This window comes from Pseudoalteromonas sp. SWXJ133 (assembly GCF_015864365.1).
Taxonomy (GTDB): Bacteria; Pseudomonadota; Gammaproteobacteria; order Enterobacterales; family Alteromonadaceae; genus Pseudoalteromonas; species Pseudoalteromonas arctica.
Genome location: NZ_JADYXJ010000002.1, coordinates 139535 through 155102, shown reverse-complemented (window position 1 = coordinate 155102; position 15568 = coordinate 139535). Strand labels below are relative to the sequence as shown.

Sequence of the window (15568 nt, the reverse complement as noted above, 5' to 3'; positions counted from 1 at the left end):
TTCTCTTGCAACTTGTCGCTTTTAACTTACAATTTGACAGCTGACTGATCTGACCGTTTTACCGCGCACTTATACCTTTATGCTCGGCCTGTGCGAGCTGTATATATTTTCTTTCTACTAATTGCGAAACCGGCACGAGCTCAAAACCTTGCTTAGTTAGCTCGGGTAAGGCATGACGTAAAAATTCGATTGTTTCTGGATAGGGATGAGCAATTGCAATAGCGGAATTATGAGTGATGGCTAGTTGTTTTAATTCTTCAAGCCTTAGCTGCAGTTGTTCTGGTGTAGTTATATTGTCTAAGAACACTTGGCGACTAATATTGGCAACACCTAAAAAGTTAGCAGCATTTTGTGCTTGGCTTAAATCTGTTGTACGGCTATCTAAAAAATATAAATGGCGCTTTTTAAGCACTTCCATTGTCCACTTCATAGCTTGGCTTTGCTGCGTAAGCGCTGAGCCCATGTGGTTATTAACGCCTTTAACTTGCGGTAAACTAGCGAGAGCGGTTCCTAGAGTTTGCTGAAGCTGCTCTTTATTCATATTTAAAGTAAGCGCGCCAGGTCCGAGTTCTTTACCGTTAAGTGCCTGCATAGGTACATGAAGTAATAGTTCTTTATTTGATTGACTAGCAAGCGTTGCAAAAATTTGCGAATAAGGAGTATGGGGCAAAATTGAATACGACAATTGCCCTGGTAAGGAAAGGAACTCTAAGTCCCGTTGATGATAGCCTATATCGTCTATCACTATTGCTATTTGTTTAGCGCTAATTGTTGCTGAGCTAAAACAAATAGCTAATATTAGCCATTTTGTTATTTTCACGTTTATAGTTTTTATTATCTTTTTAGCTTTGTTTAACAGCTTATACAAGCTACTGCATGCTGAGTAATTGTTTGGCTTTAACTAACTGTAAGTCGGCTAAGTTACCAGTAAGTAATTGCGCGTTACTGTTAGTGTGTTCATTTTTTATTATAACGGCTTTATTACTTTGTGAAAGGTTTGTTTGATTAACCGCCACATCTGGGGTTATTCCTATTCCATCAATCGATTTACCTAGCGGCGTAAAGTATTTAGCTGTGGTGAGCTTTAATGCAGTGTTGCCGTCACCTAGCGGAATGAGCGATTGTACAGAACCCTTCCCAAAAGACTGACTGCCAACAACGGTTGCTCGTTTATTATCTTTAAGTGCTGCTGCAAGTATTTCGGCTGCAGAGGCTGAGTTTTCATTTATAAGTACAACAATGGGGGCATTTTTTAGAATGTCTCCACGCTTTGCATAAAATGCTTGGTTGGCATCGTAAAAACGTCCTTTAGTAGTCACTATAGTGCCACTTTGTAAAAATAGGTCTGATACCGCTACTGCGCTTTGTAATGTACCCCCTGGGTTATCACGTAAATCAATTACTAAGCCTTTAAGTGGGTAACCAAAGTGGCTTTGCAGGGCAGCAACTTGCAGAGCAACCTCATGTAATGTGTGGTTAGAGAAGTTATTGATAGCTATATAACCAGTACCAAAATCTAGAAGTTCGCTTGTTACGCTTTCGAGGTTTATTTGGCGGCGTGCTACATGAAACGTGAGTGGGTTTTTATTGTTATCACGACTTATAATTAGGTCTATATTTGAAAATTTACTGTCTCTTATTAGTGTTGCTACTTCATCGATTGTAAGGTTTTGGGCTGCTTGGTTGTTTACACTTACAATAATATCGCCTGGCAAAATACCCGCTGCTTTTGCGGGGGAGTTATTAACCACATTAACAATAGTCATATTCTCGTCGATATTTTTAACCTCAATACCGATACCGGTGTAACGTCCATTTGTGTTATCAAATAATGAGGTTAGTTCGTGCTCATTTAAGTACTTAGAGTAAGAGTCGAGCTTTGAATATAAACGCTCAAACTGTTGGCTATTATATTTAATGTGGTGGCTATTTTGTAAGGTGAGATCTTCAACATAGTAGGCATGAATGTTAAAGAGTATTTCGTCTATTTGTTGTCTTTTAAGATCTTTAATCGAGCTTGCTAGTGCGTTACTAGAAAAAGCGATTAAGGTTAGTAATACAAGCAAATACAGACTTATATAAAAGCCTGTATTTTTTTGATCAATGGTAGTTACTACAGTTTTTTTAGTTGTCATCAGCTGCTCCAGAGCGGTGCAGCGATTTATTTAATTAAATGCGTTTGCACCATTTTACAGGATTTACTGCGCGTCCTTTGTGGCGTATTTCAAAGTATAGACCAGAACTAGCTTGTCCGCCGCTTTGGCCAACTAAAGCAAGGGTTTCGCCTTCGCGTACCATGTCGCCTACATCTCTTAGCAGTGTTTGGGCATGACCATATAGGCTCATAAAACCTTCACCATGGTCTACAACAATTACCCAACCATAGCCCTTTAGCCAATCGGCAAATACAACTTGGCCGTTATGTACGCTATTAATATTAGTGCCTTCTTTTGCACCAATTAATACGCCTTTCCAATCAATACCACCATGTTTACGTTGGCCGAATGTGTGCTCTAACTTGCCTTTGCTGGGCCAGTCTAATTTGCCTTTGTTTTTATTTAGGCCCAGTAATTCAATTTTCTGTGTTTTTTCTTTTTCGAGTTCTTCAATTGTTGCTACTAAAGTTTGTTGGTTTTCTTTTAAATAGTTTATTGAACTTTTGGTGCTGTTGAGCTGAGCTTGTAAATTTTTAAGATTAGCTTGGCGTTCACTTTGTGCATTAAGCAATGCAGTTTGACGTCTTTTTTGCTCATCAAATAAAAGCGCTAGTTTTTCTTGTGTTTTAACAAGCTCTTCTTGGTTTTGTACTATTTGCTGTTGAAGGTCTTTTAGATCTTCAATTTGTTCAATACGGGCTTTATTTAAGTAGTTGTAATAACTAAGTGTGCGCTCAAATTTTGCAGTGTCTTCTTGATTTAACAGCATTTTAGAGTAGTCGTCGCCACCGGCCATATAGGCGCTTTTAAGTTGCGCGGCTAAAATTTTCTGAAATTGAGTGTGCTTTTTATCGAGCTCATCGGCTTTATTTTGTAGCTCTTTTTGCTGTGTTTTAGTTTCTTTTACTGATTGTTCTGCCATGTTAAGTGCTTTAGCATTTTTAGCTATATCGAGTTCATGGCTTTTTAGGTTTTTTTGTAGCGACGCTATTTTTTTTCTTTGGGCGTTATACTCAGCTTGGCTTTGCTCAAGTGCATTTTGAACTTCTGATAAGTCTTTTTTAGTACGATCCTCATTAGCAACTGCAGATGCAGTCACTAATGAAGTGAGTATTAAACCGCACTTAATTAACCGGTTAATACGTCTATTCATGTGTTATTTCAACATCATGATAGGCGTACCAGTCATTTCGCTTGGTTGCTCCATGCCCATTAAGTGAAGCATTGTAGGGGCTACATCGCTTAATGCTTTACCTTGCATAGGCTCTGCATCGCGACCAACATATATAAAATGTACCGGTTCACTAGTGTGGGCAGTATGCGCTTGGCCTGTTTTAAGATCAGCCATCTGCTCAGCATTACCATGATCGGCTGTTATTAGTGCTTCACCACCAAACTCTTCAAGTGCATCAACAACACGTCCGATACAGCTATCTACAGCTTCACAAGCTTTAACAGCAGCTTCAAATACACCTGAGTGACCAACCATATCGCCGTTAGGGTAGTTACAAATAATAGCATCGTATTTTCCGCTTTTAATTGCTTCTACGAGTTTATCGGTTAACATTTCTGAGTTCATTTCAGGTTGTAAGTCGTAAGTTGCAACTTGCGGCGAAGGAATTAGTTCGCGTGTTTCACCTTCAAATTCGCTTTCGCGACCGCCACTAAAGAAAAACGTAACGTGTGCGTATTTTTCGGTTTCTGAAATACGAAGCTGTGTTTTGTTATTTTTTTCAAACCATTCACCAAGTACATTTACTAACGGTGTTGAACCAAAGGCAACAGGGGCATCTATATCAGCTGCGTACTCTGTCATCATTACAAATGCGCTAAGCTTTGGTGTTCTTTTTCTTGCGAATCCATCAAAATCAGGCTCAACAAAAGCGCGAGTAATTTCGCGGGCTCTGTCTGCTCTAAAGTTGGCAAAAATTAGAGTGTCGCCATCGTTAATTTCGGCTGGCTCTGCACCTGTTGGTGTAATAGTTGTAGCAGCTACAAACTCATCGTTTTCGTCGCGCTCGTATGCTGCATTAAGTGCCTCTACGCCGTTATCAAAATTAAAGTCGCCTTCGGCTAATGCAATTACATTGTAAGCTTTTTCTACTCGGTTCCAGCGGTTGTCTCTGTCCATTGCGTAGTAGCGACCAACAAGTGACGCTAAACGACCGCATTTAAGTTCGCTAAACAATGCTTCAATACGTTCGATTGATGCTTTAGCGCTACGTGGAGGTGTGTCGCGGCCATCTAAAAAGCCATGAAAGTAAACTTCTTTAGCGCCACGTTTTGCAGCCAGTTTTATACTAGCAACAATGTGATCTTCGTGACTATGTACGCCACCTGGGCTTAAAAGACCCATTATGTGAACTGCTTTTCCTGCACTTACCGCTTTATCTATGTTTTCAACTAGGGCTGGTGTTGAGTCAAATTCGCCATCGTTAATTGCTTTGGTGATACGAGTAAAATCTTGATAAACAATGCGCCCAGCACCTAAGTTTACATGGCCAACTTCAGAGTTACCCATTTGGCCATCAGGAAGACCCACATCTAAACCCGAAGCTGATATTAATGTGTGAGGGCGTGTTGCCCATAAATTGTCTAATACCGGTGTGTTAGCTGCAAGAATGGCATTGCTCTGCGTATCTTCGCGGTATCCCCAACCGTCTAAAATCATTAATACCAGTGGTTTTTTATGCTCTGTCATAATAGCTCCTGAAAATTAGTATCTGTTGATGGATACTGTGCACCTAAAAAGGTTTATTAGCGTGGTTTTAGCATACCGTGTTTTTAAGCTAGGATCAGCATTGAAAACAAGATATTAATTTTTTTCACTTACTTTATATATGGGGGGCTTTATCGTTTTTTAAACGCTTCTAAGTACTCCTAAACTCGCATTTTAGGTTGGTTTGGGTATACTTGCGTGGCTAAAGTACAAAATCCTTAAAACATCACGTTTTAAAACATAATTTCATAGTGGAAGTAGAATGGATCAATATATTGAATTTATTACAAATCATCCCATTTTAAGCCTTGCTTGGGTTGGTATTGTTTTCCTTATTGTTAGTGGCTGGATAAAAAGTAAGTTTTCAGCTGTTCGTCAAATAAATCCTCAGCAGCTTACGTTACTTATAAACCGTGATGACGGCCAAGTAATCGATATACGTGCACAAAAAGAGTTTAATGCAGGACGTATTTCTGGCGCTGAGCACTTAAGCCCAGAGAATGCGAAAAAATCTGACTTTTCAAGCCTTGAAAAGTACAAGACTAAACCCATTATAGTTGTATGTACTACAGGTATGACTGCCCAAGGTACTGCAGCCGCTATGAGTAAAGCTGGTTTTGAACGAGTTTACTTATTAGCAGGTGGCATGGGTGCGTGGCAATCTGCCAGCTTACCAACTACAACAGGTCGCTAATCAGTTTAGCTAGGCCGATAGAGGATTTATTATGAGTAATGTTGTTTTATACACTAAGGCGTATTGTCCATTTTGTCAGCGTGCTCTTTCGCTTTTAAATAGCAAAGGCGTTGAATACACTAATTATGATATTGGTGTACAACCAGAGCTACGTGCCGAAATGATTACTAAAGCTGGTGGTGCAAGCACAGTACCGCAAATTTTTATTAATGATGAACATATCGGTGGCTGCGACGACATGATGGCTATTGAAGCGCAAGGTAAACTTGACGCTAAGCTAAACGCTTAATTTAATTATAATAACGAACAAGTTAGGAATAACAATGAACGAAGAAAATCAAAACGTAGCAGCTGCAGAAGCCGGCGCACAATTTACTATTCAACGTATTTACACTAAAGATGTATCGTTTGAAACGCCAAACTCTCCGGCTATTTTTCAAAAAGAATGGACGCCAGAAGTTAAGCTAGACCTAGATACACGCTCTAATAAACTAGACGAAGGTGTATTTGAAGTTGTTTTAGCGCTAACTGTAACCGCTTCTCTTGGTGAAGAAACTGCGTTCTTATGTGAAATTCAACAAGCAGGTATTTTTACTATTGCTGAAGTTGAAGAAGTGCAACTTGCGCACATGCTAGGTGCATTTTGTCCTAACGTGTTGTTCCCATATGCACGTGAAGCTGTTTCAAACCTTGTTAACCGTGGTACTTTCCCACAGCTTAACCTTGCGCCAGTTAATTTTGATGCGTTATTTGCACAATACATGCAACAACGTACTGCGCAAGCTGACCAGGCTTCAGCAGACGCATAACTTATGAGTACAGCAACTACAGCTGTTACTGTATTAGGGGCGGGGTCTTACGGCACCGCCCTTGCTATTTGTTTAGCCCGAAATGGTCACCACGTGACACTTTGGGGAAGAAATAGCGACGACGTTGCCACGCTTGCAGCTGAGCGGAAAAATCAACGTTACTTACCTGATGCTCCTTTTCCAGATACTCTTACTCTTGAAGCTAACTTACAACATGCCGTTGCTAGCAGCGCTATTGTACTTGTTGTTGTGCCAAGCCATGCTTTTGGCGACACACTTGCGCAGATCAAACCTGCATTGCAAGACGGTGCTAAAGTAGCGTGGGCAACTAAAGGGCTTGAGCCTAATACTGGACGTTTGTTACAAGAAGTGGCTTTGCAAGAATTGGGTGATGATATTCCACTTGCGGTACTGTCGGGTCCTACGTTTGCAAAAGAAATGGCGATGGGTTCACCTACAGCTATTTCAGTGTCTTCTACGTCACCTGAATTTGCTCAGCAGCTTGCTGATTTACTTCATTGTGGTCGCTCATTCCGTGTGTATAACAATGATGATTTTATTGGTATACAGCTCGGTGGTGCGGTTAAGAATGTAATTGCCATTGGTGCCGGTATTTCGGACGGTGTTGGTTTTGGCGCTAATGCGCGTACCGCACTTATCACCCGAGGCCTTGCAGAGCTTACTCGTTTAGGTTGCGCTCTTGGTGCTAAGCCAGAAACCTTTATGGGAATGGCAGGCCTTGGCGATTTAATACTAACGTGTACAGATAACCAATCACGTAATCGTCGATTTGGTTTAGCGTTAGGTAAAGGCGAAAGCGTCGATGCTGCTATTGAGTCAATTGGTCAAGTAGTGGAAGGCTTTAGAAATACCAAAGAAGTGTATTTATTAGCGCAGCGTAGCGGTGTAGAAATGCCGATTACCGAGCAAATTTATAAAGTGCTTTATGAAAATAAAGATATGAAAGAAGCTGCAATGGCGCTATTAGGCCGAGAGCAACGTTCTGAATAATTTTATAAGCGTTTATAAAACTAAAAAACCGACGTTATGTCGGTTTTTTGTTGTTTAGCTCAAAGCTATTTACTGCGCGTTAGGAAAACCCAACTGGCGCCAAGACTCGTAGACAAACACAGCTACTGCGTTTGACAAGTTCATGCTGCGGCTATTGGCTTGCATAGGAATACGCACACGCTGCTCTTTTGGCAGTGCTTGGATCATATCGTCAGGCAAGCCGCGAGTCTCTGGGCCAAATACCAAGCAGTCACCCGCTTCGTAACTTGCTTCATGGTGAAACTGACTACCTTTGGTTGTACATGCATATATTTTTTTTGGTTTACATTTTTCAAGGTAATCTTCAAATGAGGCATGGCGTTGAACATGACTAAATTCATGATAATCAAGTCCTGCACGTTTCACGCGCTTATCGTCCCACTCAAAACCTAACGGCTCAATTAAATGTAATGCATAGCCGGTATTGGCACATAGGCGAATAATATTACCAGTGTTAGGCGGTATTTCAGGTTGGTATAAAACAATATCCAGCATAATGAGCCTTATAAAATAATCTGTAGTTTGACGAAGGGCAGTATACACGAAACCTTTTAAAAAAATGATATACTCACACTATTGAGTACTCCTAATTATCGGATTAAAACGTGCATAACCGTAGCTACGAATTTTGGGTTAAAACTTCAAGCATTGTTACCATGGTAATGGTTAGTTTAATGATTGGCGCAAAAACATGGGCATGGCTGGCTTCTGGCTCGGCTTCAATGCTTGGCTCGTTAACTGATTCGTTAATGGATATTACTGCCACCGCCATGAGTTTTTTAGTGTTAGGTTACGCACTGCGCCCAGCGGATGATGACCATAGATTTGGACACGGTAAAGCCGAAGCACTTGCAGGATTAGGGCAAGCTGCGTTTATTGCAGGCTCAGGTTGCCTACTTGCTTTTCATGGTATTGAGCGATTATTTAACCCTATACAGTTAAGCCATTCTTTATTAGGTGTGTGGGTAAGTATTTTTGCTATTGCGTGTACGCTGGTCATTGTATTTGTACAAAACAAGGTGGTTAAGTATACCGATTCAATTGCTATAAAAGCCGACTCAGTACATTACAAAGGTGATTTAATATTAAATGCCGCTGTGCTATTAGCTATTTTGTTAGCTTATTATGGTGTGTTGTATGCAGATCCTGTTTTTGCGATAGGTGTAGCAGGTTATTTGCTTTATAACAGTTGGGATATTGCTCGCGATAGCGCCGATCATTTAATGGATAAAGAGCTGCCAGATGATGAAAAGCAAAGCATATTTGATATAGCCAGAGCCCATGCAGATGTACACGGCGTACATGACATTCGTACTCGTCAAGGCGGAAAAGTTAAGTTTATCCAAATGCACTTAGAGCTTGATGATCATTTAAGTTTGATTCGCGCACATAATGTGGCTGATGAAGTAGAGGCAATGCTTAAAGAACGCTTTGAGTCTGAGGTAGATATACTGATCCACCTCGACCCTTTGTCGGTACTTGTTAAGCCGTCACCGACTCACAAAACTGATACAAGCTTTTAAGCAATGGCTGGCGTATTTCATCACGTTCAAAAAACAGCTCGTGTTTAGCGCCTTCAAAGCTTTTAAGTACAGTGTTTACGTGCCTGTTTGCTAACTTATATTGGGCATTGTTATCAACCACTTCGTCGTTTTGCGCACTGGCAATATAAAGTGGAATAGTCACGCTCAAGTTATCCACAGAAGTTATAAATGCAAACGTCGCATTTAGCCAGCCGTAAGTAACACCGCCGAGCTGTAGTAATGGCTCTTCTTGATATGTTTGCCTAAATAGCTCGTAACGCACTGGGCTGCTGGTTAATACATTTGTAGCAAACTCATCGGGTATGTAATCGGTTTGCCCTAGTGCGTAATTGTCTTTTTGACCCAAAAGGGTTGCAGTACTTGCTATTAATTTAGCTAAAGGCTTTGGTGTATTTTTTGTATAAATATCAAGCATAGGCGCTGATAAAAACGCGCCACTAAAATTGTGTTCAAAATGCACAAGATAATCAAATGCTATGGCGCCGCCCATTGAATGACTCACTAACACCTTTTTACCTTGCCAATGAGTATCCACTATTTGTGTATTAAATAAGTTTAGGTCTGCGCTGTAATCTTTAAATTGATTAACATGGCCTTTGTGCTTATTTAGTAGGTGGCGATAAGAGCGGCCTTGTCCTTGGTGATCGGCTATGAATATGGCAAAATTATTGTTATACAGCTCCCATAACAACTCTTTATATTTATCTAACCCTTCAAGGCGCCCAGAGCTTATTACAATGGCATTTTTGGCTTTATCTGGTATGGCATAAGCATAAAATAATTGCCCGTTAGGTGTATCTAAATAAGCTTTAATTAGCGTGTTTTTATAAAAGTTATTAATTGTTATTTGATTACTCTTAAGCTCACGCTCACTACTATAAAACATGCTTTACTCTTTTATTAATGGCAAGGTTATATTAGCACACAAGCCACCTAGTTCTTTATTTGATAATACTAAACTGCCGCCATGCGCAGTAATAGCATTTTTAGCAATCGCAAGACCTAAACCCGTGCCACCACTTACGCGATCCCGCGCATCTGACTGTCTAAAAAAGGGCTCGCAAAGCTTGCTTAGTTGCTCATTTGGCACACCAGAGCCATCGTCACATATTTCTATATAAATGGCATCAGCATGCTTTAGAGTAATGCTAATTGTATTATTTGCGTATTTAATAGCGTTGCGAAGTAGGTTTTCAAGCGCACTGGCAATAAGGCCTTCGTCGCAATTAATGTTTACGTCTACAGCGCCCACTATATTTAGCTGCTTATTATTTTGTTTTGCTTCAAACTGCGCATCGTTAATAACGTGATCTACAATTATTTGTAATGATTGTTTTTGCAGTGAAAGCGCTTGGCTTTTTGCTTCTAAGCGAGAAACTTGCAGCACGTCGGCAATCATTTTATCGAGTTGGTTAGCTTCTTTTTCTATGCGTAATAAATACGATTGGCTAGCGTCGTTAGCTTGCATTTGTGCAAGTCCGGTAGCCATTTTTAAACGTGTAAGAGGCGATCGTAATTCATGTGATATGTCGGCTAATAAGCGTTTTTGTGAACTAATTAAAAGCTCTAACTGATTAGCCATGCTGTTAAAATCTCGCCCTAGTATTCCCAGCTCATCTTTTCGGTTTACAGAAATGTCGGCTCTTGCGCTTAGGTTACCCGCTGATAGTTTAATTGCCGCTTTTTTAAGGCTATTTATAGGGGCTATTAAGTTACGGCTAAATACAAAGCTTAAAATAAGAGAGGCAACAATTGCGATGACTATTTTCATCCAATTAGGCATAAGCTTAAAGCGCATTATTAGCGGTGGTTGATGGTTAATATCTATTTCATAAAGATAAAAACTCCCTTCAGGCACGTTTATATTAACAGGGCCAAAGGCTTGATATTTTTCAGTGAAAATAATTTGCGGTGACATGTTTTGAGTGAAGTTTAATAAACTTAAGTCGATGCTCTCTGGCACCTCTTTACTACTAAGAGAGTCCTCGCTTTGAGCTGCGCTTAAGTATAAAAGTTTACGCTTTGATAGGCGAGGGTGTACTAATACTTCACTTAGGCTGCGCTTATGTTTAATGGCAGTACGCTCAATACTTTTGGCGGTGTATATTAGGTTTTTTTTCATAGGGCCATAAAGTGGCTCGTTAGATACCGCATTAATAGCGGTTATATTACTTAAAAATATAAGCGCTGCTACGGTGCCGATTATAGTTAACCAAAACCAAATAAATACTTTAAAAAACAGGTAGTGCCCAGGGTGTTTTAACCAAGCAAAGTAAGTGCTTTTATTCGCCTTGGATAAAGACATAACCCGTACCTCGCATTGTTTTAATTCGCTCACCTGAAATATGCTCAGCTATTTTTTTACGGATATTACTTACATGCATATCGATAGAGCGATCAAAAGAAGCTAAACGCCTGCCTAGTACTTCTTCGCTAATTTGCTCCTTACTAACCACTTCGCCTGCATTTTTACACAATAGTGTGAGTATTTCGTACTCTGTACCAGTAAGTGTTAGTGTAGAGCCGTCTATTGAGGCCTCTCGCGCTGCAAGATTAACAGTAATACCATTAACGAGTAACTTACTCGTTGTGGCTGCATTTAAGCTATTAATGTGCTCAATACGGCGTGTTATTGCTTTTACGCGGGCTAGTAATTCACGATGATTAAAAGGCTTTGGAATATAATCATCAGCGCCTAGCTCTAGGCCAAAAATACGGTCAAAGTCTTCACCTTTTGCAGTAAGCATTATGACCGGTGTGAGTTTTGTTTGCCTAAGTTGTTTAAGTACTTCAAAACCATCAAGCGTTGGTAACATTACATCTAGCAATATAAGGGCGTAGTCATTTGCTTGTGCTAGCTTAAGGCCCTGCTCACCGTCGTGTACGCTTTGTATTTCAAACCCTTGGGCGGTTAAATATTCACTTAATAGCTCACAAAGGCCCGTATCGTCATCAATCATTAATAGTTTCATTTACAAACCCTTAGAGTTGTTTATAGCGTTATTTTACCCGCTAAATAGTGCAAAGGTGAATCTTTACACAACCTTTACACTGCTTTGCGTTACTTTGCATTGAGTTAGGTATAGTTAACTCACTGGCTTAGCAGCCACAACCAACCCAATATTAAGGTAATGATTATGACTAAATTAAACACACTTTCAAAATTAGTACTTATCTGTGGCTTAGCAACAGCAACGCTTGGTGCTGGTAGCGTATTAGCTAAAGGCGACGGACATAAACAAGGCCATTCTCAAGCTCGCTTTTTACTTTCTGAGCGCGGCGTTGAAAAATTAAGCTTAACAGATGAGCAGCAAACTAAGCTAAAAGCTATTTTTGAAGCGCAAAAAACACAAATGAAAGCGTTGCGTGGCGACGATAAAGAAGCCCGTAAAGCGATGCGTGAAGCGCATAAAGCTAAAATGGATGCATTACTTTCGGCGGCAACATTTGACGAAAATGCAGCAAAAGAGCTACTAAATGAACGTCATGAAAAAGGTGAGCAATTTGGTTTAATTAAACTAAAAACGCAACACCAAGTAATGCAAGTACTTAACGCTGAGCAAAAAGAGAAATTTGCTAAAATGCAAAAGCGTATGAATAAAAAGAACCGTAAACAAAAAAGCTAATTTTACTTTTTTGTAAATACTAAAAAACCAGCGTAATGCTGGTTTTTGCTTTTATACCAATTCGCTTAATTAAGTGATCTATTTTGAGGGAAGAAAATCGTGTCGATAACAAGGCAAAAATTTCGTTATTTAGTTGTTCTATATCAGAAATTTTTAACGCAGTTAACGTCAGATTTAACCCCTCAAATTGATTAAGTATTATTGCGGATTGGTATTAGGGCATAATGAAGATAAATTACTTAAAAAAGTCATCTTCATTTTTAGCCAGCATAGCTTCAATATCTTCAATCATGTCTTGGCTAAACTCTTCAGCCGAGGTGATTGGTGCAGAAATTCTGTTATTTTCAAACGACCATTCACCTAAATCAATTAGCTGACAGCGTTTTGAGCAAAACGGGCGAAATGGGCTTTGCTCTGACCACTCAACTTTAGTTTTACAGGTTGGGCAGTTTACAATAGTTGGCATACTTTACTCTCTACAATTTTGCTTTATAGCTCTAAGAACAATAACTCAGAGCCATATATTTACATATTAGTGACGCGGTTTATTTCAGCGAGCGACGTTAAACCATCAGCGGCTTTACGCAAACCCGATAATCGTAAATTATTAAACCCAGCTTTAAGGGAAACATCAGCTATTTCAAGTGAGTTACCACCGCGCATAATAATTTGGGCAATTTCAGGGGTAATTTGCATTACTTCGTAAATACCAACACGACCTTTATAACCATCGGTACAGCTATCACACCCTTTGGGCGTATATAACGTCATTTCTTCAATTTGCTTGGCGCTAAATCCTTGGCGAACTAGTTCTTCACTCGGAAGTTGTTCTGGCGTTTTACATTTAGGGCATAAACGACGTGCTAAACGCTGCGCTATAATTAAGCTAATTGAACTTGCTACGTTATAAGCCGGCACACCCATATTTAATAAACGGGTGATTGTTTCCGGCGCTGAGTTTGTATGCAATGTTGATAAAACCAAGTGACCTGTTTGCGCCGCTTTTATTGATATTTCTGCGGTTTCTAGGTCACGTATCTCACCTACCATAACTACATCAGGGTCTTGACGTAAAAATGCACGCAGTGCGTTGGCAAAAGTCATATCGGCTTTAATATTAATTTGTACTTGGTTTACACCTTCAAGGTTAATCTCAACCGGATCTTCCGCAGTACTAATGTTGCGCTCTGGCTGGTTTAATATATTTAAGCCTGTGTATAGCGATACTGTTTTACCAGACCCCGTTGGCCCTGTTACAAGTATCATCCCTTGAGGCTGGGCAAGTGCATCCATATAGAGCTTTTTCTGCTCAGGCTCATAGCCTAATACATCAATGCCTAACATAGCGCTTGATGAATCAAGGATACGCATTACTATTTTTTCGCCCCACAAGGTAGGCATAGTACTTACACGAAAATCGATACTTTTGCGTTCAGTAATTTTTAGCTTTATACGACCATCTTGTGGTTTGCGTTTTTCGGCAATATCGAGTCTCGACATAACCTTAATACGCGCAGAAAGCTTGGTGGCCAATGTATTAGGCGGGCTTGCTACTTCATGCAAAATGCCATCAATACGAAAGCGAATACGGTACTTGTGCTCATACGGTTCAAAGTGTAAATCAGACGCCCCTTTTTTAATGGCATCCATTAAAATTTTGTTGATGTAAACGATGATAGGCGCATCATCTTTGTCGTCATCTTGTGGTGCTGTATCTCTTTGGCTTTCTGAGTCTAAGTCAGCAAATTCTTGAAACTCGTCATCAGTTAAATTTAAGCTGCCAGCAGCATCTAGTAACTGCTCAATTTTGGCATCGAGTTGAATATAATCAACAGCAACAACTTCGCATGATAGACCGGTACTAAACTCAAAGTTTTCAAATGCGCCATAATCTGTAGGGTCGGATGCTGCTATATAAACTTTTCGATCTTTTTGAACAAGCGGTAAAATATGATGCTTGCGAATAAGTTTTTCTTTTACAAGATCGGCTGGAATTTTTGTAGGGTCAAAATCTTTTAAATCAAAATAAGGTACGCGAAATAAATCGATGCACTGCTCAACTAAATCTTTACTATCGATTTTTCCACATTTAGAAATAAGCTCAGCTGTTGAGGCAAATTCATTTTGTTTGTTTTTAACCGTGTCGGCATCAATGCGGCCAAGGGTTATAAATTTTCTCAATAACGGTGAGTTAATATTCATTGCGCACCTGTTTTATTCCTTCAATAGTAAGCAATTTATCAGAAAAAAGAAGGTGATTACATCACCTTTCATTCTTTGTTGTGATTTTACTAACTAAAATACGAGTTCGTGTGAGTTAAGACAGTATTAAAGTGAGTTAGTTTTGTTGCGTAATGCATATTGTAGGTACTTTTTATGTAGATCAACAAGCTCTATATGCACTAGGTTTAAACTACGGTCATTATTTAAAATATCATCCGCTTTTTGCTGTTTATCGACGCGTGACATTTGCGAGGCAATAATACTTTTAACTTGCTCAATACTTGTGCTGTCGCGTTTTGCTGTACGCGCTATTTGTACAGAGGTTGGTACGTCAATAAGTAAGGTATGGTCGCAATATTTATCAAGGTTGTTTTCAAATAATAAAGGCGCTACTAAAACAACATAAGGGCTGGTTGCATTATTTAAATCGTTTAGTATTTTTATCCGTATAATAGGGTGCAATAACGCATTAAGCCATTCTTTGTCATTGTTGTTAGTAAATATTTTTGCGCGCAATTCTGCTCTATTTATTGTGCCATCAGGCAATAAAATATCTTTGCCAAAGTGGGCTGTAATCGCTTTTAGCCCTTTGCTATTTGGGAGTACTACTTCACGCGCAATTATATCGGCATCAACTATTGTAATACCAAGTTCTTCAAACATATTGCTTACGGCTGTTTTACCACAGCCAATACCACCTGTTAAACCTAATACCCAGCTGTTTACTTTAGTTATTTGTTCACTCAT

General features: G+C 39.7%; 17 protein-coding genes. 6 read left to right on the top strand and 11 right to left on the bottom strand.

What is annotated here, in order from left to right; genetic code table 11:
- Window positions 1–58: 58 nt before the first annotated feature.
- The 4 genes from I6F40_RS02235 to gpmM are packed head-to-tail and all read right to left on the bottom strand — an operon-like array spanning window position 59 to window position 4857.
- Entirely contained in the window at window positions 59–820 is a 762-nt protein-coding gene (locus I6F40_RS02235) for a divergent polysaccharide deacetylase family protein (protein WP_166376412.1), read from the bottom strand.
- A 49-nt stretch (window positions 821–869) separates the two neighbouring features.
- Window positions 870–2135 (bottom strand): S41 family peptidase, encoded by a 1266-nt coding sequence (locus tag I6F40_RS02230; protein ID WP_166376413.1) that lies wholly within the window; start codon window positions 2133–2135, stop codon window positions 870–872.
- A 34-nt stretch (window positions 2136–2169) separates the two neighbouring features.
- Window positions 2170–3309 carry a murein hydrolase activator EnvC family protein gene (locus tag I6F40_RS02225; RefSeq protein WP_024606965.1) on the bottom strand — a complete coding sequence of 380 codons (1140 nt, stop codon included), beginning with the start codon at window positions 3307–3309 and terminating at the stop codon, window positions 2170–2172.
- A 3-nt stretch (window positions 3310–3312) separates the two neighbouring features.
- Window positions 3313–4857: a 2,3-bisphosphoglycerate-independent phosphoglycerate mutase gene (gene gpmM, locus I6F40_RS02220; protein ID WP_166376414.1), complete on the bottom strand. Its 1545-nt coding sequence runs from the start codon at window positions 4855–4857 to the stop codon at window positions 3313–3315.
- A 280-nt stretch (window positions 4858–5137) separates the two neighbouring features.
- Between gpmM and I6F40_RS02215 the strand changes: the two genes are divergently transcribed.
- Genes I6F40_RS02215 through gpsA form a run of 4 tightly spaced genes read left to right on the top strand, consistent with a single transcriptional unit; the run spans window position 5138 to window position 7389 of the window.
- Window positions 5138–5569 carry a rhodanese-like domain-containing protein gene (locus I6F40_RS02215; protein ID WP_007376037.1) on the top strand — a complete coding sequence of 144 codons (432 nt, stop codon included), beginning with the start codon at window positions 5138–5140 and terminating at the stop codon, window positions 5567–5569.
- A gap of 31 nt (window positions 5570–5600) precedes the next feature.
- On the top strand, window positions 5601–5858 hold the full coding sequence (gene grxC, locus I6F40_RS02210; RefSeq protein ID WP_165740928.1) for a glutaredoxin 3: 258 nt from the start codon (window positions 5601–5603) through the stop codon (window positions 5856–5858).
- Between the two features lie 34 nt (window positions 5859–5892).
- Window positions 5893–6378 (top strand): protein-export chaperone SecB, encoded by a 486-nt coding sequence (secB, locus tag I6F40_RS02205; RefSeq protein WP_010553360.1) that lies wholly within the window; start codon window positions 5893–5895, stop codon window positions 6376–6378.
- 3 nt (window positions 6379–6381) lie between these two features.
- Window positions 6382–7389, top strand: a complete 1008-nt coding sequence (gpsA, locus tag I6F40_RS02200) for an NAD(P)H-dependent glycerol-3-phosphate dehydrogenase (RefSeq protein WP_007582822.1) — start codon at window positions 6382–6384, stop codon at window positions 7387–7389.
- 69 nt (window positions 7390–7458) lie between these two features.
- Here gpsA and trmL read toward each other — a convergent pair whose 3' ends face one another.
- Entirely contained in the window at window positions 7459–7923 is a 465-nt protein-coding gene (trmL, locus tag I6F40_RS02195) for a tRNA (uridine(34)/cytosine(34)/5-carboxymethylaminomethyluridine(34)-2'-O)-methyltransferase TrmL (protein WP_007582820.1), read from the bottom strand.
- Window positions 7924–8084: 161 nt separating this feature from the next.
- On the opposite strand from trmL, the gene I6F40_RS02190 reads away from it, so the two are divergent.
- A complete protein-coding gene (locus I6F40_RS02190; RefSeq protein WP_165722175.1) occupies window positions 8085–8951 on the top strand; it encodes a cation diffusion facilitator family transporter in 867 nt (288 codons plus the stop codon).
- On the opposite strand, the gene I6F40_RS02185 is transcribed toward I6F40_RS02190, so the two are convergent.
- From I6F40_RS02185 to I6F40_RS02175, 3 genes are read right to left on the bottom strand one after another with little or no spacing between them, the layout of a single operon-like run.
- Window positions 8911–9858, bottom strand: a complete 948-nt coding sequence (locus I6F40_RS02185; RefSeq protein WP_197192441.1) for an alpha/beta fold hydrolase — start codon at window positions 9856–9858, stop codon at window positions 8911–8913. The genes I6F40_RS02190 and I6F40_RS02185 overlap by 41 nt on opposite strands.
- 3 nt (window positions 9859–9861) lie before the next feature.
- Window positions 9862–11277: an ATP-binding protein gene (locus tag I6F40_RS02180; RefSeq protein ID WP_197192440.1), complete on the bottom strand. Its 1416-nt coding sequence runs from the start codon at window positions 11275–11277 to the stop codon at window positions 9862–9864.
- On the bottom strand, window positions 11255–11944 hold the full coding sequence (locus tag I6F40_RS02175; RefSeq protein ID WP_101163286.1) for a response regulator: 690 nt from the start codon (window positions 11942–11944) through the stop codon (window positions 11255–11257). Before I6F40_RS02175 ends, I6F40_RS02180 begins: the two co-directional genes overlap by 23 nt.
- A 165-nt stretch (window positions 11945–12109) precedes the next feature.
- On the opposite strand from I6F40_RS02175, the gene I6F40_RS02170 reads away from it, so the two are divergent.
- Window positions 12110–12598 (top strand): periplasmic heavy metal sensor, encoded by a 489-nt coding sequence (locus I6F40_RS02170; protein WP_197192439.1) that lies wholly within the window; start codon window positions 12110–12112, stop codon window positions 12596–12598.
- Window positions 12599–12833: 235 nt separating this feature from the next.
- Here I6F40_RS02170 and yacG read toward each other — a convergent pair whose 3' ends face one another.
- From yacG to coaE, 3 genes are all read right to left on the bottom strand, one after another.
- The gene (yacG, locus tag I6F40_RS02165; protein WP_007586146.1) at window positions 12834–13064 is read right to left on the bottom strand and encodes a DNA gyrase inhibitor YacG; all 231 of its coding nucleotides are present in this window, start codon (window positions 13062–13064) and stop codon (window positions 12834–12836) included.
- Between the two features lie 59 nt (window positions 13065–13123).
- Window positions 13124–14800, bottom strand: a complete 1677-nt coding sequence (gene pilB, locus I6F40_RS02160; RefSeq protein ID WP_197192438.1) for a type IV-A pilus assembly ATPase PilB — start codon at window positions 14798–14800, stop codon at window positions 13124–13126.
- Window positions 14801–14926: 126 nt separating this feature from the next.
- A complete protein-coding gene (coaE, locus tag I6F40_RS02155) occupies window positions 14927–15568 on the bottom strand; it encodes a dephospho-CoA kinase (protein ID WP_197192437.1) in 642 nt (213 codons plus the stop codon).